Source organism: Cryobacterium psychrotolerans (assembly GCF_900101115.1).
GTDB classification, from domain to species: Bacteria; Actinomycetota; Actinomycetes; order Actinomycetales; family Microbacteriaceae; genus Cryobacterium; species Cryobacterium psychrotolerans.
The window spans coordinates 17,189-37,248 of record NZ_FNFU01000024.1; the positions used below are offsets into that span (position 1 = coordinate 17,189).

Sequence of the window (20,060 nt, forward strand, 5' to 3'; positions counted from 1 at the left end):
ACGGAAGGAAACGTCATGGCTGTCTACCCCGAGAACGTCCGCCCCGACAACGTCCGCCCCGACAACGTCTATCTTGACCATGCGGCGACGACGCCCATGCTCCCGGCGGCCATTAGCGCGTATGCCGAGGCGATGACGGTGGTGGGCAACCCCGCCTCGATCCACAGCCAGGGCCAGAACGCCAAACGGATGCTCGAGGAAGCCCGCGAAGTCGTCGCCCGGAGTGTGGGCTCGGACCCGATCGAGGTGGTGTTCACCGGGGGAGGCACCGAGGCGATCAACCTGGCCGTCAAGGGGCTCTTCTGGGCCAGGGCGCCGCGCACCCGGATCCTCGCCCCGGGGGGCGAGCACCACGCCACCCTGGACACCATCGAATGGCTGGAACACCACGAGGGCGCCGTCGTCGAATGGCTCCCGCTCGACGACCTCGGGCGCGTGGACGTCGCAGTCCTCGAACGCGCCATCGCCGCCAACCCGGACGACGTCGCGCTCGTCACGCTCCTGGCGGCCAACAACGAGGTCGGAACGCTCCAGCCGATCAGGGAGGTCGCCGCGCTCGCCGCGGCACACGGCATCCCGGTGCACGTCGACGCGGTGTCGGCCTACGGGCACGTGCCGATCGACTTCGCGGCGCTCAGCCGCACCGGGGCGTCCGCGGTCAGCGTCTCGGCGCACAAGATCGGCGGGCCGGTGGGCATCGGCGCCCTCGTGCTCTCCCGCCGGGCCACCGTCGTGCCGCTCATCCACGGCGGCGGTCAGCAGCGGCAGGTGCGCAGCGGCACCCAGGATGTGGCGGCCGCCGTGTCGTTCGCCGTCGCGGCATCCGCCGCGGTGGCCGAGCTGCCGGGCGAGGGCGTGCGCCTGGCCGCCCTGCGCGACCGCGTCATCGCCGGGGTTCGGGCGGCGGTTCCGGAGGCGGTGCTGAACGGCGACCCCGACCCGGCCGGCCGGCTGCCCGGCAACGCGCACTTCACCTTCCCGGGCTGCGAGGGCGACTCCCTTCTGTTCCTGCTGGACGTGGCCGGAGTGTCGGTCTCGACCGGCTCGGCCTGCCAGGCCGGCATTCCCGAACCGTCGCACGTGCTGCGTGCGATGGGCCGGAGCGAGACCGAGGCCAGGGGAGCGCTGCGCATCACGCTCGGCCGCACCTCCACCGACGCGGACGTCGACGCGTTCCTCGCCGCCCTGCCCGCGGCGTACGCGCAGGCGGCGCGCGCCGGCCTGGCCGACCGCGAGCCGGCCCGCTGACCCGCGCTGCCGTTCGCCGACCTTGACAGTTCCGGTCGAGCTTGCCTGGTGCGCGCGGCAAACTCGACCGCACAGGCCAAAGTCGGGGCCGGAGGGGAGCCCCGGGAGCGGGGTCGTTTAGACTGGTCGGATGAAGGTTTTGGCAGCAATGAGCGGCGGGGTGGACTCCGCCGTCGCCGCAGCCCGCGCGGTCGAAGCGGGGCATGAGGTGGTGGGCGTGCACCTGGCGCTCAGCCGCATGCCGGGCACGCTCCGCACCGGCAGCCGCGGCTGCTGCACGATCGAGGACTCGATGGATGCCCAGCGGGCCGCGAACATCATCGGCATCCCGTACTACGTGTGGGACTTCTCCGAGCGCTTCAAGCTCGACGTGGTCGACGACTTCATCGCCGAGTATGCCGCCGGCCGCACTCCCAACCCGTGCATGCGCTGCAACGAGCGGATCAAGTTCGCCGCGCTGCTGGAGAAGGCCGTCGCGCTCGGTTTCGACGCCGTCTGCACCGGCCACTACGCCTCGATCCTGACGGATGCCGACGGCAACCGGGAACTGCACCGGGCGAGCGCCTGGGCCAAGGACCAGTCCTACGTGCTGGGCGTGCTCACCACCGAGCAGCTGGCCCACTCGATGTTCCCGCTGGGCGCGACGCCGTCCAAGGCCGAGGTTCGCGCAGAGGCCGCCGAGCGCGGCTTCTCGGTCGCCAACAAGCCCGACTCCTACGACATCTGCTTCATCCCCGACGGCGACACCCGCGGCTGGCTGGCCGAACGGGTGGCCCCGGCGACCGGCGACATCCTCGACCGGGACGGCGCCAAGCTCGGCGAGCACGACGGAGCCGTCGCGTTCACCGTCGGGCAGCGCAAGGGCCTGCAGATCGGCACGCCCGCCGCCGACGGCAAGCCGCGCTTCGTGCTCGAGGTGCGCCCGATCACGAACACGGTCGTCGTCGGGCCGAAGGAAGCGCTGGCGATCCGCGAGATCGCGGGCTCGACCTTCACCTGGTGCGGCGTCGCGCCCGCGAACCCCGAGGTCGCCTTCGACTGCGACGTGCAGATCCGCGCACACGCCGACCCGGAGCCGGCCGTGGCGCAGGTCGTCCCGGTGTCAGGCTCCACCACCGGGGAAACCGAACTCGTCATCACTCCGAACGAGCCGCTCACCGGGGTCGCCCCCGGCCAGACTGCCGTCGTCTACGTGGGCACCCGGGTACTCGGCCAGTGCACGATCGACCGCACGGTCAGCGCGGTGCCGGTCGCGGCGATGAGTTCCGCCGCGGCAGATGCCTGACCCGGCCGATCCGGCGCCCGCGACGGCTTCGGCCGCCGAGGCGCTGCCCGCCGAGGCGCTGCCCGCCGAGGCGCTGCATGCCGCCGACGCCGAGGCCGCCGCGCTGAAGACGCGCATTCTCCTGGCCAGGGACGCCTACTACGAGCGCAACGACGTGATCATCTCCGACGCGGAGTACGACGCGCTCATCCACCGGCTGGGCGAGCTCGAACGGCTCTTCCCCGAGCTGCAGAGCCAGGACAGCCCCACCCAGACCGTCGGCGGCCGGGCCGAGACCACCCTGTTCGCGCCCGTGCAGCACGCCGAGCGGATGCTCAGCCTCGACAACGTGTTCGCGGCCGGCGAATTCGCGCTCTGGGCCGCAAAGGTGGAACGGGACGCCGGCCGGCCGGTGCACTACCTCTGCGAGCTCAAGATCGACGGCCTCGCCATCAACCTCCGCTACGAAAACGGGGTGCTGGTCACGGCCGCCACCCGCGGGGACGGCGTGGTCGGCGAGGACGTCACCGAGAACATCGCCCTGGTGCCCGGCATCCCCAGTCGGCTCGCGACAAACGACGGCACGGGGCACCAGCCCGTGCCCCCGCCCCTGGTCGAAGTACGCGGAGAGGTGTTCTTCCCGGTCGAATCCTTTCGCGAGCTGAACGCCGAGCAGAGCAGGGCCGGCGAGCGGGTCTTCGCAAACCCCCGCAACGCGGCCAGCGGGTCCCTGCGCCAGAAGGCGGAGAGCAAGAACCCCGCCCAGCTGCTGCTGATGCATGCCCGGCTGGGCCGGCTGCGGATGCTCGTGCACGGCATCGGCGCGTGGGAGCGCCCGCCCGTCGCCGCGCAGTCCGAGGTGTACGAACTGCTGGCCACCTGGGGTCTGCCCACGAGCACCCACTACAAGGTCACGCCCACCGCGGCGGAGGCCGCGAGTTTCATCGAGTATTACGGCGAGCACCGGGGGAGTGTCGAGCACGAAATCGACGGCGTCGTGGTGAAGGTCGACGAGCTCGAGCTGCACCACGAGCTCGGCGCCACCAGCCGGGCCCCGCGCTGGGCGATCGCCTACAAGTACCCGCCGGAGCAGGTCAACACGAAGCTGCTCGACATCGTCGTCAGCGTCGGCCGCACCGGACGGGCCACCCCGTTCGCCGTGATGGAGAAGGTGCGGGTCGCCGGCTCAGAGGTGCGCCAGGCCACCCTGCACAACCAGGACGTCGTCAAGGCCAAGGGCGTGCTCATCGGCGACACCGTCGTGCTGCGCAAGGCCGGCGACGTCATCCCGGAGGTGCTCGGCCCCGTCGCCGAGCTGCGCAACGGCACCGAACGAGAGTTCGTCATGCCCGCGAACTGCCCCGAATGCGGCACTCCGCTGGCGCCGGCGAAGGAGGGCGACATCGACCTCCGCTGCCCCAACGCCCGCAGCTGCCCGGCCCAGGTGCGCGGCCGGGTCGAGCACATCGGCTCGCGCGGCGCGCTAGACATCGAGGTGCTCGGCGAGGTCGCCGCCGCCGCGCTGACCCAGCCCACCGTGCCGGCGGAGCCGCCCCTGCCGACCGAGGCCGGGTTGTTCGACCTGGCCCTGGCCGACCTGCTGCCGATCGAGGTCGTCGTCCGGGACGCGGAAACCGGGTTGCCGATCGAGGAGGGCGACGGAACCATGCGCCTGCGCAGGCCGTTCCGTCGCAACCCGACCGCCGCCGAGAAGAAGAACGGCCTGACCGGGCCGCAGCCGTCCTCGAACGCGCTCAAGCTCCTCGCGGAGATCGAGCTGGCGAAGGCCAAGCCGCTGTGGCGCATCCTTGTCTCGCTGAACATCCGCCATGTCGGCCCGGTCGCCGCCCGCGCCCTGGCGAACCACTTCGGGTCGCTCGACGCGATCAGGGCCGCCTCCCGCGAGGAACTCGCCCAGGTCGACGGGGTCGGCGGCATCATCGCCGACGCCGTCATCGACTGGTTCGAGGTCGACTGGCACCGGGACATCGTCGAAGCGTGGGCCCGCGCCGGCGTGCAGTTCCAGACCCCCGACCACCCCGGTCCGGGTTTCGCTGCGGCGGCAGGCGGAGTGCTCGCCGGGCTCACGGTCGTGGCCACGGGAGCCCTCGAGGGGTTCACGCGGGAGGAAGCCCAGGAGGCGATCATCGCGGCCGGCGGCAAGTCGGCCTCGAGCGTGTCGAAGAAGACCGACTACGTCGCGGCGGGGCCGGGTGCAGGCTCGAAGCTCGCCAAGGCGGAGCAGCTGGGCATCCCCGTGCTCGGCGCCGACGGCTTCCGCATCCTGGTCTCGGAAGGGCCCGCGGGGCTGATTTCTACCTCGGAATAGCCTCGGCCGACAGACAAAGGAGTATCCCCCACAATCGGGGGTGGACCGGCTCCCTGCCGCTGTTTTCCGGTCACTAGGCTGTGATCCTGAGACCTGAATTGGGCCCGCGAGGGCCCTCCTTCGGTCATGCGGGAGGGGACGTACCCGGTTTTGCTGTTTGACGTCGCAGCGGTTCTGGCAACCTCGCTCACACTCGGCAGGGTGAGCGAGCTCAGCGGTGTGCCCGAATTCGCGGCGACAAGCATCGCCGACGTCATGCCCACGCGGGTGTCGGATGTCCCCGCGGGCGGCGCGTCCTCCCCGCTCTGGCTCGACCTCTCGGCGCGGGTCGGAACATCCGTCGACGTTGCCACCCTCCCGACGCTCCGCGGGGCCGGACTCCTCGTCGGGATGTCCAGCCTCTCGCCGGGCGACCTGTCCACTTTCGCCGCGGCACACCCGGGGCAGATCGACGCGCTGCTGTCATCGCCGCCGTCGTCCACGGCGGTCACCGAGTGGTGGGCCGGCCTGGACGCCGACCGGCGGGCGACAATGGCGGGCGCCGTTCCGCAGCTCGTCGGCAACCTCGACGGCGTGCCGGCGCGGGAACGGGGTCTGGCGAACCGGCGCTACCTCGCGCACACTGTGGCCGAAGTCACCGATGCCCTGGCCACGGCGACCGGGCCGGAGCGCATTCGCCTGGAGGGCGAACTCGCGGTCCTGCACCAGGTCAGGGACGCGCTGCGGCCGAACGAGGACGGTCCCAGGCGGTCGCTGATTCTGCTGGACACCGCCGCCGGCGGGCGGGCGGCCATCGCGCTCGGGAACCCGGACACGGCCGACTATCTGAGCTACCTGGTTCCGGGAATGAATTACGGCGTGCGCGAGCAGCTGGTGAACTGGGCCACGACCGCCGACGACCTCTACGCCGAGCAGCGCGCGGTGCTCGCGCGCCGTGTCGCGCACGGCGGACCTCGGGCCACCGTCGCCACGATCGCGTGGATCGGCTACGAGACGCCCGACCTCTTCTCGGTCGGTGGCCTGGACCGGGCCGAGGCCGGTGCCGACTTCCTCGAGGATTCCTGGCTCGGCGTGCGCTCGGCCCGGGGCGCGGAACAGCCGTACATCTCCGTCTTCGGCCACTCCTACGGCTCGACGGTCTCGCTCGTTGCGCTCGCGCGCGGGTTGGTCGGCGTCGACGCCCTCGTCATGGTCGGCTCGCCGGGCAGCGGCATCCAGTCGGCAGCCGAGCTGGCCGTGGCCGGCGGCAACGTCTACGTCGGAGAGGCGGACTGGGATCCCGCCGTCAACAGCGCCTTCTTCGGCAGCGACCCCGGCGCGGCGTCGTACGGCGCGCACACCCTGGGCGTCGACGGGGCCAGGGACCGCGTCACCGGCGCGTGGCTCGACGGGGCGCTCGGCCACAACGGCTACTTCACCCCCGGCAGCGAGTCGCTGCACAACATGGCCTTGATCGGCACGGACAACGCGAAACTGGCCACCAGCGGCTCCGAATAGAATTGAGGCATCCACCTCGACGAACCGTACGGAGTTTCATGTCTGGAATCACGGCCGAGCAGGTTGCCCATTTGGCCAGCCTCGCCCGGATCGACCTCAGCCCGGAAGAGATCGCCAGTCTCACAATCGACCTGGGTCAGATCGTGGAGTCGGTGAAGAAGGTCCAGGAAGTGGCCACACCCGACGTCCCGGCGACAAGCCACCCGATGCCCCTGACCAACGTGTTCCGTGACGACATCGTCGTTCCCTCGTTGACGGTCGAGCAGGCGCTCTCCGGAGCCCCCGACCGCGACGGCGACAAATTCCGGGTGCCCCCGATCCTGGAAGAGGACTGACCATGACCGATCTCATCAAGCTGTCCGCCGCCGACCTCGGCGGCCTCCTCGCCAACGGTTCGGTCAGTTCCGTCGAGGTGACCCGCGCGCACCTCGACCACATCGCGGCCGTCGATACCGACCTGCACGCGTTCCTGCATGTGGCCGCGGATGCCGCTCTCGCCACGGCGGACCGGGTCGACGCCCGGCGCGCCGCGGGTGAGCAGCTCGGCCTGCTCGCCGGCGTGCCGATCGCGATCAAGGACGTGCTCGCCACCCGGGACATGCCGTCCACGGCCGGCTCGAAGATCCTCGAGGGCTGGATCCCGCCCTACGACGCCACGGTCGTCAAGCGGCTGCGCGACGCGCACCTGATCCCGCTCGGCAAGACCAACATGGACGAGTTCGCGATGGGCTCCTCCACCGAGCACTCCGCCTACGGCCCGACCCGCAACCCGTGGGACCAGGAACGGATCCCCGGCGGCTCCGGAGGCGGTTCGGCCGCCGCGGTCGCCGCCTTCGAGGCCCCGCTCGCGCTCGGCAGCGACACCGGCGGCTCCATCCGGCAGCCCGCGGCGGTCACCGGTTCCGTCGGGGTCAAGCCCACCTACGGCGGCGTCTCCCGCTACGGCGCCATCGCCCTCGCATCCTCGCTCGACCAGGTCGGCCCGGTCTCGCGCACGGTCTATGACGCCGCGCTCCTGCACGATGTCATCGGCGGTCACGACCCGCTCGACTCGACCTCCCTCACCGACCCGTGGCCGTCGATGGCCGCCGCCGCGCGCGCGGGCCTCGCCGACGGAGCCCTCACGGGTCTCCGCATCGGCGTCGTCAAGGAACTCAACGGCGAGGGCTTCCAGGCCGGCGTCACACAGCGCTTCACCGAGACACTCGCCCTGCTCGCCGCAGCGGGCGCGGAGATCAGCGAGGTGAGCGCCCCGAACTTCGAATACTCGGTCGCCGCGTACTACCTGATCCTGCCCGCCGAGGCATCCAGCAACCTGGCTCGCTTCGACTCGGTGCGCTTCGGGCTCCGGGAAAACCCCACCGACGGCCCGGTCACGATCGAACGCGTGATGGCCGCCACCCGCGACGCCGGCTTCGGCCCCGAGGTCAAGCGCCGCATCATCCTCGGTACCTACGCGCTCAGCACCGGGTATTACGACGCGTACTACGGCAGCGCGCAGAAGGTGCGCACCCTGATCCAGCGCGACTTCGACGCGGCCTTCGAGAAGGTCGACCTGCTCGTGTCGCCGAGCGCCCCGACCACGGCGTTCAAGTTCGGCGAGAAGCTGGCCGACCCGATGGCCATGTACCTCAACGACATCACGACGATCCCGGCGAACCTCGCCGGGATCCCCGGGATGAGCCTGCCGATGGGCCTGGCGCCCGAGGACGGCCTGCCGGTCGGCCTGCAGGTCATGGCGCCGGCGAAACAGGATGCCCGCCTCTACACGTTCGGTGCCGCGGTCGAGCAGCTGCTCGAAGCGCACTGGGGTCACACCCTGCTCAGCCGCGCTCCCGCGCTGGCGCCGGTGGAAATGTTCGCGAGCGAAGAAGGGGTCATCTGATGAAGAAGGCTGAATTGATGGACTTCGACAAGGCCCTCGAACTCTACGAGCCGGTGCTCGGCTTCGAGGTGCACGTCGAACTCAACACGAAGACCAAGATGTTCTGCGGCTGCGCCAACGAGTTCGGCCAGGGCGCCAACACGAACACCTGCCCGACCTGCCTCGGGCTGCCCGGCGGGCTGCCCCAGGTGAACCGGAAGGCGATCGAGTCGAGCATCCGCCTCGGCCTGGCGCTCGGCTGCGACATCGCCGAGGCGTCCCGATTCGCCCGGAAGAACTACTTCTACCCGGACACGGCGAAGAACTTCCAGACCTCGCAGTACGACGAGCCGATCGCCTTCAACGGCTCGCTCACCATCGAACTCGAGAGCGGCCGGCAGGTCACCGTCGAGATCGAACGCGCCCACATGGAGGATGACGCCGGCAAGCTCACCCACAAGGGCGGTGCCACCGGCCGGATCCAGGGCGCCGACTACTCGCTCGTCGACTACAACCGCGGCGGCGTGCCGCTGGTCGAGATCGTCACGCAGATGATCGAGGGCGGCGAGGCGGACTCGCCCGAGATCGGCAAGACCTACGTTGCCGCCATCCGTGAGATCGTCAAGGCCCTGGGCGTGTCCAACGCCCGGATGGAAGAGGGCAACGTGCGCTGCGACGCGAACGTGTCCCTCCGCCCGCGCGGCTCGAACATCCTCGGCACGCGCACCGAGACCAAGAACGTCAACTCGCTGCGCTCGGTCGAACGGGCCGTGCGGTACGAGATCCAGCGCCAGGCCGCCCTGTTGTCGGCCGGCGGAACCATCACCCAGGAAACCCGCCACTGGCACGAAGACACCGGCCGGACCTCCGCCGGGCGCCCCAAGTCCGACGCCGACGACTACCGATACTTCCCCGAGCCCGACCTCGTGCCCGTCGCGCCGTCGCGCGAATGGGTCGAGGAGCTGCGGGCGACCCTGCCCGAGCCTCCGGCCGCCCGCCGCAAGCGCCTCCAGGCCGACTGGGGCTTCGCGAACCTCGAATTCCAGGATGTCGTCAACTCGGACCTGCTCGACGCCGTCGAAGCGACCATCGCGGCCGGGGCATCCGCGCAGGCCGCCCGCAAGTGGTGGACGGGTGAGGTGGCCCGGCTCGCGAACGTCGCCGGTGTGGCCGCCGACTCACTCGTGCAGCCGCACCAGGTGGCCGCGCTGATCGAACTCGTCGAGGCAGGCACGCTGACCGACCGCCTCGCCCGCCAGGTGCTCGAAGGCGTCATCGCCGGCGAAGGAACCCCGCTCGAGGTCGTGGACAGCCGCGGCCTCGCCGTGGTCTCCGACGACGGCCCGCTGATCGCGGCCATCGACGAGGCCCTGGCCTCGCAGCCCGATGTGCTCGCGAAGATCCGCGACGGCAAGGTGCAGGCCGCCGGCGCGGTCATCGGCGCCGTCATGAAGGCGATGAGGGGCCAGGCCGACGCGGCGCGTGTGCGCGAGCTTGTGCTTGAACGCGCCGGATCGGCCGAGTAGCCGCAGTGTCGACCGGGCGAGCGGCACGCGAGGCCGAGATCCGTCGCTGGCGGCGGTACCTGGCCGACGAACAGGCGGAGGCCTCGGTCTACCGTGACCTCGCCGGGCGCAGGTCGGGCGAGGAGCGCGACATCCTGCTCGCCCTGGCCGAGGCCGAGGGCCGGCACGAGGCGCACTGGCGCGATCTGCTCGGTGACGACGTCGGGGCGCCGCGCAAGGGCGCCCTGCGCACCCGGATGCTCGGCTTCCTGGCCCGCCGGTTCGGCTCGGTGTTCGTGCTCGCGCTGGCGCAGCGGGCGGAATCCGGCTCGCCCTACGGCGCCGACGCGGACGCGACCGACGCGATGGCCGCCGACGAACGCATCCATGAGGAAGTCGTGCGCGGCCTGGCCGCCCGGGGGCGCCAGCGCCTCTCCGGCTCGTTCCGGGCCGCGGTCTTCGGAGTCAACGACGGCCTGGTGAGCAACCTGGCGCTCGTGCTGGGTGTCGGGGCGGCCGGGATGCCGGCCGCCACCATCCTCTTCACCGGTGTCGCGGGACTTCTGGCCGGCGCCCTGTCGATGGCTGCGGGCGAATTCGTCTCGGTGCGGTCGCAGCGTGAACTGCTCGAGGCCTCCAGCCCGAGCCCGTCGAACACGAGCGACCTGGGCCACCTCGACCTCGGGGCGAACGAACTGACCCTGGTCTACCGGGCACGGGGGATGAGCCCGGAGAAGGCGGAGATCCACGCGCGGGAGGTGCTGCGCACCATCACGATCGCGACCGGGCCGGTGGACATGGACGCCCCGGCGAGCGAGCCCGTCGACGAGCACGAAACCGTGGGCACCGCCGTGGGCGCGGCCCTCTCGAGCTTCTGTTTCTTCGCTTCGGGAGCGGTGCTCCCTCTGCTTCCCTACCTCTTCGGGCTCAGCGGAGCGACGGCCATGATCGGCGCCGCAGTACTCGTCGGGCTGGCCCTGCTCGCGACCGGCGCCATCGTGGGACTCCTGTCGGGCGGCCCGCCGCTGCGCCGGGCGCTCCGCCAGCTGGGCATCGGCCTGGGCGCCGCGGCCGTCACCTACGCGCTCGGGCTCATCGTCGGCGGATAGCGCGGCGCGGGCAGCGAAACAAACGGCGCTCTAGCGCTGGGCGGGCCGCGCGACCAGGGCGAGGCCGGTGCCCGGGCACCACACGACCTCGTGCCCGTCGCCCAGCCGAACGGCCGGGCCGGTGTCGGCCGGGCCGGTGTCCTCGCCGCCGCGCAGCGCTCCGGCGAGGCCGTCCAGACGCAGCAGCGCCCCGGTGGCCAGGTGCACATCCGTCGACAGCAGCACCCGTCCGGATGCGTTGACGAGCGTCACCGGGGTGCCGAGGGCGGCCAGCCGGGGGAGGAGGGCCCGCTCCACATCCTCGACGTACAGGTCGGCGCCCACCACCCCGACCACCGCCCGGCCGTGCCGCACCGGCACCGTGAGGGTGAGGGTGTAATCGTCGGTGCACAGGTAATCCACGTAGGGACCCGTGATGTGCCGCGCCCCGGTGGTCACCGGCACGCGCCACCACTCCAGGGTGGTGTAGTCACGGAAGTTCTCCTCCGCGCTGTCTTCGACGGCGTCGAGGCGGCGGACGCCCGGGGCAGCGGCCCCGACCCCGAAGGTGTTGCGGTCGCCGAGCCACCAGGCGAGGTGCCACTCGGCGTCCCGGAGGAAACCGGGGGCGGCGACGAAGCCGGCACCGATGACGCACCCGTGCTCGCTGGCGAACTCGCGGAGCACCAGGCCCTCAACCAGGGCGTCGAGCTCCGCGCGGGTGACCTCGCCGCCGCGTGACTCGAGGAAGTCCTGGGTCGCGTCGCGCCAGTGCTCCAGCCGCAGGAAGACGGAGTTGAAGTGCTCGCCGACCGCGGCAATGCCGTCGGCGATCGATGTGCGGGTCAGGGCATTCACCGGGTCATTCCTCTTCCTTGGGGCCGTTGGTCGGCCCGGCCGTGTTCTCGGCCGTCGTCTCAAGGACGGCCTTGGCTTCGATCAGCCACTCGATGGCATCCGTGATCTGGAGCACGGAGAGCCGCCTGGCGGTCTCGCCGTCCTGGTCCGCGATCGCTGCCACAATACCGCGTTGGGTCTCCCGGCACCGGGCGCGGTAGTCAGGGTTGCGCAGGCACAGCCAGAGCAGGGGGCCGAATTCGGACTGCAGCCTGAGTTCTTCGCGAACGAGCCGCGCCGACTGGCTCAGGGCGGAGACCTCCAGCCGGAACGTTCCCTGCGCCCGCCGCGCGGCGCCCTCCTGCACAATGTCGGCCGATTCCACGATGCGGCGGAGGTTGTCGACGTCGCTGTCCGAGGCCCGATCCGCGGCGAGCTCCGCGGTCATGGCCGCGATGGCGGCGTAGTGCGCGCCCAGGTCCCGCAGCTGCACCCGGGACAGGCCGAGGAGCCGTTCGTCCTGCAGGCGACCGTGCCCGGCTCCGGCATAGGTGACGAAACTCCCGCCCCCGCGCCCGCGCTTGGTCTCCACGAGGCCCTTGCGCCGCAGCGCGTCGAGCGCCTCGCGCGCGGTCACCGTGGCCACGCCAAACTGGCGCGCGAGCAGGGATTCGGTCGGCAGGCGTTCGCCGTCGGCCAGGATCCCGAGCACGATCGCGTCGGTGAGACGTTGCGCGACCAGCTCTGCCCGTCCGGCGCCCTCGAGGGGCGCGAAGACGGCCGCGTGCGTGACCGTGCGGGGGCGGATGGACTGGGGCATATTGGATACTCTTCCGGAGTTGTGACACGACCGTAACATCTGCGGCTGCCGAAAAGACATCTAACTCCATATGATTTATCTCAGAGTGAGCTAGGAGGCCACGTGAGCGCGGAATACCCCGCTATCCGGTTGACCGGATTGACCAAGGTCTTCGGCACGGCCACCGCCGTCGACCACGTGGACCTCGACATCGCAGAGGGGGAGTTCTTCTCGATGCTGGGGCCGTCCGGCTCGGGCAAGACGACCGTGCTGCGCCTCATTGCCGGCTTCGAGCAGCCCACGTCCGGCACGATCTCGCTGTTCGGGCAGGACGTGACCCAGCGTGCGCCGTTCGACCGTGACGTCAATACGGTCTTCCAGGACTACGCGCTCTTTCCGCACATGAGCGTGCTCGAGAATGTCGCGTACGGACTCCGGGTGCGCGGCGTCTCCAAGCGGGACCGCCTGGCCCGGGCGCGCGAGGCGCTCGACACCGTGCGCCTCGGCGGATTCGGCGACCGCAAGCCCAGCCAGCTTTCCGGCGGGCAGCGGCAGCGTGTGGCGCTCGCCCGCGCCACGGTCGTCAGGCCCAAGGCGCTGCTCCTGGACGAGCCGTTGGGCGCGCTGGACCTGAAGCTCCGCGAGCAGATGCAGGTCGAGCTGAAGGAACTCCAGCGCGACCTCGGGATCACCTTCATCTTCGTCACCCACGACCAGGAGGAAGCCCTCACCCTGAGCGACCGGATCGCGGTGTTCAACGACGGCAGGATCGAGCAGCTCGGAACCCCCGCGGAGATCTACGACCGGCCCGTCTCCCCGTTCGTCGCGGCGTTCGTGGGCACCTCCAACGTCTTCGACGACGAGGTGTCCCATCGTCTGTTCGGCCACGGTGGCCTGCATTCCCTGCGGCCGGAGAAGATCTCGATCGGCTCGGAGGCGTCACCGCCCGCAGCGGATCGGACGGCCACGGGCACGCTGGCCGAGGTCATCTACGTCGGCAGCAGCACACGGCTGATCGTTGACCTCGATGCCGGCAAGCGCATCACGGTCCTCGAGCAGAACGACGCCCACCGTGTGGGCGAAGACCAGCGCGGCTCGCGCGTCAGTGTCGGGTGGAACGACGTCGACGTCGTCGACCTCGAACCCGCAATCACACACCAGTAGAAGGATGGAGAACGCTATGAAACGCTATTCAGAAAACCGCAGGGGGCGCCTGCCATCGGCAGTCCTCACCGGTCTGGCAATTGCCTCGGTCGCCGTGCTCACCGCCTGCGGCACCACGCAGGGCGGCGGCGGCGGCAGCGAGGGCCCGAAGGCCGCCGACGAGCTCGGGAAGACCGAAGGCGCCGTGTCGATCCTCGCCTGGCCCGGCTACGTCGAGGACGGCAGCAACGACCCGGCGGTGGACTGGGTGAGCGCCTTCGAAGACGAGACCGGCTGCAAGGTCACAAGCAAGACCTACGGCACCTCGGACGAGGCCTTCAACCTGATGAAGACCGGCGAGTACGACGTGGTCGCGGCCTCGGGCGATGCATCGCTGCGACTCGTCGCCGCCGGCGACGTGGCCCCGGTCAACACCGACCTGATCCCCAACTACGAGGGCATCTACGACTTCCTCAAGATGCAGTCGTGGAACAGCGTCGACGGGGTCTCGTACGGCATCCCGCACGGCTACGGCGCCAACCTGCTCATGTACAACACGGAGGCCGTGACACCGGCCCCCACGTCGTGGGACGTCGTGTTCGACAAGTCCTCCGAGTACAAGGGCAAGGTGACCGCCTATGACTCGCCGATCTACATCGCGGATGCCGCGGTGTACCTGATGGCCCACCAGCCGGACCTGGGCATCGAGAACCCCTACGCCCTCGATGAGACCCAGCTGGCCGCGGCCGTCGAGCTGCTCAAGGAGCAGCGCGTCAACATCGGCGAGTACTGGTCCGACTACCTCAAGGAGATCCAGGCCTTCGAGACCGGCGACACCGTCGTCGGGACCACCTGGCAGGTCATCCGCAACTCCCTCGCCGAGGGAACCAAGGCCGAGGTGGTTCTGCCCGAGGAGGGCGTGACCGGCTGGTCGGACACCTGGATGATCGCATCCGAGGCGACGAACCCGAACTGCGCGTACGAGTGGCTGGACTACATCGCGAGCCCCGAGGCGAACGCGCAGGCAACCGAGTACTTCGGTGAGGCGCCGTCGAACCAGGCTGCCTGCGACTTCCGCTCGGAGGGCTCCTGCGAATCCTTCCACGCCGGAGACGCCGACTACGCGTCGAAGATCTGGTACTGGTCGACCCCGATCGCCGAGTGCCTGGACGGTCGCACCGATGTGGAGTGCACGGACTACTCCGCCTGGACGACGGCCTGGCAGGAAATCAAGGGCTAGGCAGGCCCGATCAGGCCCAGCAGACGGAAGGACGAAGAACAATGACGGTCGACGCAACGGCGCCACCCGGCAAACGGATGACGGTACCGCCGCCCAGGGACACCCTGGGCCGGCGGGGCTCGGTCTTCCTCAGCCGGCACCGACGCCTGCGACTGACCCTGCTGCTCTCCGCCCCTCTGTTCTGGCTGGGCCTGATCTACATCGTTGCCCTGGTCGCGCTGCTGATCACCTCCCTGTGGACCGTCGACACGTTCACCGGGCAGATCTCCCAGACCTGGACCCTCGAGAACATCATCACCGTCCTCACCGGTTCGCTGTACCAGACGGTCACGGTCCGCACGGTCGGCGTTGCCCTGCTCGTCACGATCGTCGACATCGTGATCGCCCTTCCCATCGCGTTCTACATGGCCAAAGTGGCCAGCCCGCGCATGCAGCGCATCCTCGTCATCGCCGTACTGATGCCGCTGTGGGCGAGCTACCTGGTCAAGGCGTACGCCTGGCGGTCGGTGCTGTCCCAGGAGGGCATCCTGAACTGGCTGCTCGCCCCGTTCGGCGGGGAGAGCCCCGGGTACGGCCTGCCGGCGACGATCATCACCCTGTCTTACCTGTGGCTGCCGTACGTGATCCTGCCGATCTACGCCGGTCTCGAACGTGTTCCCGACTCGCTGCTCGAGGCGTCCAGCGACCTCGGCGGCAAGACGGTCTCGACCCTGCGCCTGGTCGTGCTCCCGATCATCTGGCCGGCCATCATCGCCGGCTCGATCTTCAGCTTCTCGCTCTCGCTCGGCGACTACATCACCGTGAACATCGTCGGCGGAGCCAACCAGCTCCTGGGCAACCTCGTTTATACCAACGTGGGCGCCGCCAACAACCTGCCGCTCGCCGCGGCGATCGCCCTCATCCCCATCGTCATCATCTTCGGCTACCTCGCCACGGTGCGGCGCACGGGCGCCCTGGAAAACCTGTAGGAGACACGATGAGACTGAGTCGAGCGGCGCGTGGCATCCTGGGCGGACTGACCGTGCTCGTGCTGGCGGGCATCTACCTGCCCCTGTTCGTCGTGTTCGTGAACTCGTTCAGCACCAGCACGAGCCTCAGCTGGCCGCCGCCGGGCTTCACCCTCGAATGGTGGGCGAAGGCGTTCCGCAGCGAGGGGGCACTGGACGCGCTGGTGACCAGCGTGCAGATCGCCTCCGTCTCCACGCTCATCGCGCTCGTGCTGGGGACGCTCATCTCCCTGGCCCTGCAGCGGTACTCCTTCTTCGGACGCGAGGCCGTCAGCCTGCTGGTGATCCTCCCGATCGCCCTGCCCGGCATCATCACCGGTATCGCGCTGAACAACGCCTTCCGCACCATCCTCGGCGTGCAGCTGTCGATCTACACGGTGATCGTCGCCCATGCCACGTTCTGCATCGTCACCGTGTTCAACAACGTGATCGCGCGTCTCCGGCGGCTGGGAACGAGCATCGAGGACGCGTCCGCAGACCTCGGCGCCGGCCTGTGGACCACGTTCCGGCTGATCACCTTCCCCCAGCTGCGCTCGGCGCTTTTCGCCGGCGGTCTCCTCGCCTTCGCGCTCAGCTTCGACGAGATCATTGTGACGACCTTTACCGCGGGAGCCGGGGTGAAGACCCTGCCCCTCTGGATCCTGGACAACCTCTTCAGGCCGAACCAGGCCCCCGTCGTCAACGTCATCGCCGTGGTGCTCGTCATCGTGTCGATCATCCCGATCTACATCGCCCAGCGCATTGCCGGGGCGGAGAAGATCGTGCGCTGAGGCCGACCGCCGAGGCCGGCGCGTGAGCCGGTGTGCGGCCCCGCCCCCGGTGGGTTAGGGTCATCCTGATGAGCAGGCAGGACGGCAGCAACCGAGAGGTCACGACCACCCCGGTCGATGACTCCCGAGCGACCATGCTGCACGTCGACCTGGACGCGTTTTTCGCCTCGGTCGAGCTCCTCGACCACCCCGAACTCGTCGACAGGCCGGTCGTGGTGGGCCACCGCTCCGGCCGGTCGGTCGTGACCGCGGCCAACTATGTCGCCCGGCGGTACGGCGTGAATTCGGCCATGCCGATGGCCCTTGCGCTGCGCCGCTGTCCCGACGCAGTCGTGCTGGAGCCGCATATGAGCCGCTACCAGGACTTCTCCCGGCGCGTCATGGCCATCTTCAACGATGTGACCCCGCTGGTGGAACCGCTCGGGATCGACGAGGCGTTCCTCGACGTGGCCGGGGCCCGGCGCATCCACGGCTCTCCCGCCGAGATCGGCGCGCTGATCCGGCGGCGGGTGGAGACCGAGACCGGGCTCACCTGCTCGGTCGGGGCCGCGTCCACGAAATTCGTCGCAAAGCTCGCGTCCGGCCGGGCGAAACCCAATGGCCTGCTCGTCATCCCCGCCGACGACACGATCGCCTTCCTGCATCCGCTGCCGGTCGGCGCGCTCTGGGGCGTCGGGGCGACCACCGAGCAGACCCTCCTGCGGCTCGGCTTGAAGCGGATCGGCGATATCGCGAACACCCCGTTGTCCGTGCTCCAGGCCGGGGTCGGGGAGGCGGCCGGCCGCAAGCTGCACGACCTCGCCTGGGGGCGTGACCCTCGCGCCGTCAGCGTGGACCGCGAGGAAAAGAGCATCGGCCATGAGGTGACCTTCGAACACGACGTGACGGATGTCGCCCGCCTGCGCAGCGAGATTCTCCGGCAGGCGGATGCGGTGGCCGCCCGCCTCCGCGGCGCCGGCCTCGTGGGCCGCACGGTCGTGCTGAAGGTGCGTTACGCCGACTTCAGCACGGTCACCCGCTCGCGCACCCTGCCCGAGCCCACCAACGTGGGCCGGCGCATCTACGAGGAGGTCGTCGCCGTCTTCGACGCCCTTGCGGCCTCCGGAATCCGGGTGCGGCTGATCGGGGTGCGCGTGGAGCAGCTGGGATCCGGGGACGGAGCGGGCCTCGGCCTGTGGGATCCCGACGACGACTGGCGCGAGGCGGAACTCGCCGTTGACACTGTGACCGCGCGCTTCGGGCGTGGCGCGGTGAAGCCGGCCTCGCACCTCAAACCCGACAGGGGGTAACCTGAGCGGCATGACCAACCTTGTGCTGAAGCTCGCAGAAAATGCTCGATCCGTCGGTGTGCGATCGGCCTACGGCGATCCGATCCAGGTGGAGGGAGTCACGCTCGTCCCGGTGGCTCTCGTCCAGTATGGTTTCGGCGGCGGTGACGCCGGGGAGACCGAAGGCGGGGCCGCGGGCGGTGGCGGCGGCGGGATGTCCGTGCCGATCGGCGCCTACGTCAAGACGGGCAACACCGTGCGTTTCGACCCGAACGTCGTCTCGTTGCTCGTGGTGGCGATCCCGTTCGTCTGGGTCGCCGGCCACGCGCTTTCGCGCGTGATCCGCGCACTGAAGAAGTAGCCGCGCCGGGGAAGTGAGCCGCGCCGGGGATTGGCCGCGCCGCCGGTCAGCCGGCGGGTGCTTCCCGGCCCGGCTCGGGCAGGAAGACGTCGGGAACCCCGTCGAGGTCGGCGTCCGTGTTCTCTTTCTCCTGGATCCGGCGGTAGTGGCGGTTCCTCGCGCGCAGCAGCCCGGTGGCCAGCAGCGCCGCCAGCAGCGAGCCCGTGAGGATCGCCACCTTGGCGTGGTCGTCCTCCGCACTCCCGTGGCCGAATGCGAGCTCGCTGATCAACAGGGAGACCGTGAACCCCACCCCGGCGAGCACGGCCACTCCGACGATGTCCACCCAGGCCAGGTCAGGGTCGAGCGAGGCCCTGGTGGTCTTCGTCACCAGCCAGGTGGCGAGCAGGACCCCCACCGGCTTGCCGAGAACGAGCGCCGCCATGATGCCGAGGGCAACCGGGTCCGTCAGCGCATCCACCAGGCCCTGGCCGCCGCCGATGGCGACGCCGGCCGAGAAGAACGCGAAGATCGGCACGGCCACCCCCGCCGACAGCGGGCGGAAACGGTGTTCAAAGGATTCGGCCAGTCCCGCGCCGTCGCCGGTGCCGCCGTCCCGGCCGCGGGCCAGCACCGGAACGGCGAAGCCGAGGAGAACCCCGGCAACGGTCGCGTGGATGCCCGAACCGTGCACGAGCGCCCAGGTCATGGCGCCCAGCGGCAGCAGAATGAGCCACGCCGCGAACGCCCGCGCCACGAAGAACTTCGAGTATCGATGCGCCAGGAACGCGTAGAGGGCCAGGGGCAGCACCGCGAGCAGCAGCGGGACGACCTGGATGTCGGCGGAGTAGAAGAGCGCGATGATCACGATCGCCAGCAGGTCGTCCACGACGGCGAGGGTCAGCAGGAAGATGCGCAGGGCGCTCGGCAGGTGGGAACCGATGACGGCCAGGACGGCGACGGCGAAGGCGATGTCGGTGGCCGTGGGGATGGCCCAGCCGCGCAGGGCGCCGGCCCCGCCGCCGAGGTTGATCGCGACGAAGACCAGTGCCGGGATGATGACCCCGCCGACCGCGGCCGCGACGGGCACGACGGCACGGCTGACGACGCGCAGTTCGCCGGCCACGAATTCACGTTTGAGCTCCAGCCCGGCCAGGAAAAAGAAGATGGCCAGGAGGCCGTCCGCGGCCCAGGTGCCGAGACTGAGGCTCAGGTGCCACGGTTCATAGCCGACCTCAAAGTCGCGGAGGGCGAAGTAGAAGGGCGCGGCCGGGGTGTTGGCCAGGACCAGCGCGACAACGGTTGCGGCCAGCAGCAGGGCGCCGCCCACGGTCTCCTTGCGCAGGATCGACGCGACGCGCAGGTACTCGGGGTAGCTGCTGCGGCCGAAGATCCGGGCCCTGGCGGAAGGCTGTGGGGTGAGCGATGGTTGAGTCACAGGGGAAATCCTCTGGGTTTCGGCACACGTTCTGCGTTCGAGTTCCGGGCGCACTGAATGAAGTGCCGACCAGACTTCCCGGCTCACCAGTATCCAGCGTACACGCGGCTAGGGCGTGTCTCCTAATCGAATCGTGATTCGTTTGGGAGGGTGGAGGGATGTCTCGTACTGCTTTGCTGACCGATCACCAGTGGGCTCGGATCGAATCGTTGATGCCGAGCTCGGATGGCAGTGCGGGGCGACCGTTCCGGGATCATCGCTCGATCCTGGAGGGCATCATTTACCGGTTCCGGGCGGGAATTCCGTGGCGGGATCTGCCGGAGAATTTCGGTCCGTGGCAGACGGTCTGGAAACGGCATCGCCGGTTTAGCTGCGACGGGACCTGGGACAAGATCCACTCCCGGTTGCTGGCCGAGGCCGACG

General features: G+C 70.0%; 18 protein-coding genes. 15 read left to right on the forward strand and 3 right to left on the reverse strand.

What is annotated here, in order from left to right:
* The first annotated feature begins 15 nt into the window (after window positions 1-15).
* From BLQ39_RS14170 to BLQ39_RS14205, 8 genes are all read left to right on the forward strand, one after another.
* The gene (locus BLQ39_RS14170) at window positions 16-1,248 is read left to right on the forward strand and encodes a cysteine desulfurase family protein (RefSeq protein WP_092324937.1); all 1,233 of its coding nucleotides are present in this window, start codon (window positions 16-18) and stop codon (window positions 1,246-1,248) included.
* A gap of 130 nt (window positions 1,249-1,378) precedes the next feature.
* The gene (mnmA, locus tag BLQ39_RS14175; RefSeq protein ID WP_174775331.1) at window positions 1,379-2,533 is read left to right on the forward strand and encodes a tRNA 2-thiouridine(34) synthase MnmA; all 1,155 of its coding nucleotides are present in this window, start codon (window positions 1,379-1,381) and stop codon (window positions 2,531-2,533) included.
* Entirely contained in the window at window positions 2,526-4,841 is a 2,316-nt protein-coding gene (gene ligA / locus BLQ39_RS14180; protein WP_092324941.1) for an NAD-dependent DNA ligase LigA, read from the forward strand. Before mnmA ends, ligA begins: the two co-directional genes overlap by 8 nt.
* A 201-nt stretch (window positions 4,842-5,042) precedes the next feature.
* Window positions 5,043-6,338, forward strand: a complete 1,296-nt coding sequence (locus tag BLQ39_RS14185) for an alpha/beta hydrolase (protein ID WP_167738529.1) — start codon at window positions 5,043-5,045, stop codon at window positions 6,336-6,338.
* Between the two features lie 38 nt (window positions 6,339-6,376).
* Window positions 6,377-6,673 (forward strand): Asp-tRNA(Asn)/Glu-tRNA(Gln) amidotransferase subunit GatC, encoded by a 297-nt coding sequence (gene gatC, locus BLQ39_RS14190; protein WP_092324945.1) that lies wholly within the window; start codon window positions 6,377-6,379, stop codon window positions 6,671-6,673.
* A 2-nt stretch (window positions 6,674-6,675) separates the two neighbouring features.
* Entirely contained in the window at window positions 6,676-8,223 is a 1,548-nt protein-coding gene (gene gatA, locus BLQ39_RS14195; protein ID WP_092324947.1) for an Asp-tRNA(Asn)/Glu-tRNA(Gln) amidotransferase subunit GatA, read from the forward strand.
* Window positions 8,223-9,728 carry an Asp-tRNA(Asn)/Glu-tRNA(Gln) amidotransferase subunit GatB gene (gatB, locus tag BLQ39_RS14200; protein WP_092324949.1) on the forward strand — a complete coding sequence of 502 codons (1,506 nt, stop codon included), beginning with the start codon at window positions 8,223-8,225 and terminating at the stop codon, window positions 9,726-9,728. The genes gatA and gatB overlap by 1 nt, the downstream gene beginning before the upstream one ends.
* 5 nt (window positions 9,729-9,733) lie before the next feature.
* Complete coding sequence (locus tag BLQ39_RS14205; RefSeq protein WP_092324951.1) at window positions 9,734-10,816, forward strand: VIT1/CCC1 transporter family protein; 1,083 nt, start codon at window positions 9,734-9,736, stop codon at window positions 10,814-10,816.
* 30 nt (window positions 10,817-10,846) lie between these two features.
* On the opposite strand, the gene BLQ39_RS14210 is transcribed toward BLQ39_RS14205, so the two are convergent.
* On the reverse strand, window positions 10,847-11,653 hold the full coding sequence (locus BLQ39_RS14210) for a PDC sensor domain-containing protein (protein ID WP_092324953.1): 807 nt from the start codon (window positions 11,651-11,653) through the stop codon (window positions 10,847-10,849).
* Window positions 11,654-11,657: 4 nt separating this feature from the next.
* Window positions 11,658-12,452 (reverse strand): FadR/GntR family transcriptional regulator, encoded by a 795-nt coding sequence (locus BLQ39_RS14215; RefSeq protein ID WP_092324955.1) that lies wholly within the window; start codon window positions 12,450-12,452, stop codon window positions 11,658-11,660.
* A 102-nt stretch (window positions 12,453-12,554) separates the two neighbouring features.
* Here BLQ39_RS14215 and BLQ39_RS14220 point away from each other — a divergent pair, with 102 nt between their 5' ends.
* The 6 genes from BLQ39_RS14220 to BLQ39_RS14245 all read left to right on the forward strand — a co-directional run bounded on the left by BLQ39_RS14220 (window position 12,555) and on the right by BLQ39_RS14245 (window position 18,220).
* Complete coding sequence (locus tag BLQ39_RS14220; protein WP_092324957.1) at window positions 12,555-13,595, forward strand: ABC transporter ATP-binding protein; 1,041 nt, start codon at window positions 12,555-12,557, stop codon at window positions 13,593-13,595.
* Between the two features lie 16 nt (window positions 13,596-13,611).
* Complete coding sequence (locus BLQ39_RS14225; RefSeq protein ID WP_198417081.1) at window positions 13,612-14,814, forward strand: ABC transporter substrate-binding protein; 1,203 nt, start codon at window positions 13,612-13,614, stop codon at window positions 14,812-14,814.
* A gap of 41 nt (window positions 14,815-14,855) precedes the next feature.
* A complete protein-coding gene (locus BLQ39_RS14230; RefSeq protein ID WP_092324961.1) occupies window positions 14,856-15,782 on the forward strand; it encodes an ABC transporter permease in 927 nt (308 codons plus the stop codon).
* Window positions 15,783-15,790: 8 nt separating this feature from the next.
* Entirely contained in the window at window positions 15,791-16,591 is an 801-nt protein-coding gene (locus BLQ39_RS14235) for an ABC transporter permease (protein WP_092324963.1), read from the forward strand.
* Window positions 16,592-16,659: 68 nt separating this feature from the next.
* Window positions 16,660-17,880, forward strand: a complete 1,221-nt coding sequence (locus BLQ39_RS14240; protein WP_092324965.1) for a DNA polymerase IV — start codon at window positions 16,660-16,662, stop codon at window positions 17,878-17,880.
* Between the two features lie 10 nt (window positions 17,881-17,890).
* Window positions 17,891-18,220 (forward strand): hypothetical protein, encoded by a 330-nt coding sequence (locus BLQ39_RS14245; protein WP_092324967.1) that lies wholly within the window; start codon window positions 17,891-17,893, stop codon window positions 18,218-18,220.
* 46 nt (window positions 18,221-18,266) lie between these two features.
* Here the strand turns inward: BLQ39_RS14245 and nhaA are convergent, their stop codons facing one another.
* Entirely contained in the window at window positions 18,267-19,646 is a 1,380-nt protein-coding gene (gene nhaA / locus BLQ39_RS14250; RefSeq protein ID WP_422386362.1) for a Na+/H+ antiporter NhaA, read from the reverse strand.
* Between the two features lie 149 nt (window positions 19,647-19,795).
* Between nhaA and BLQ39_RS14255 the strand changes: the two genes are divergently transcribed.
* On the forward strand, window positions 19,796-20,060 hold a 265-nt coding region (locus BLQ39_RS14255; protein ID WP_143006482.1), incomplete at its 3' end, for a transposase.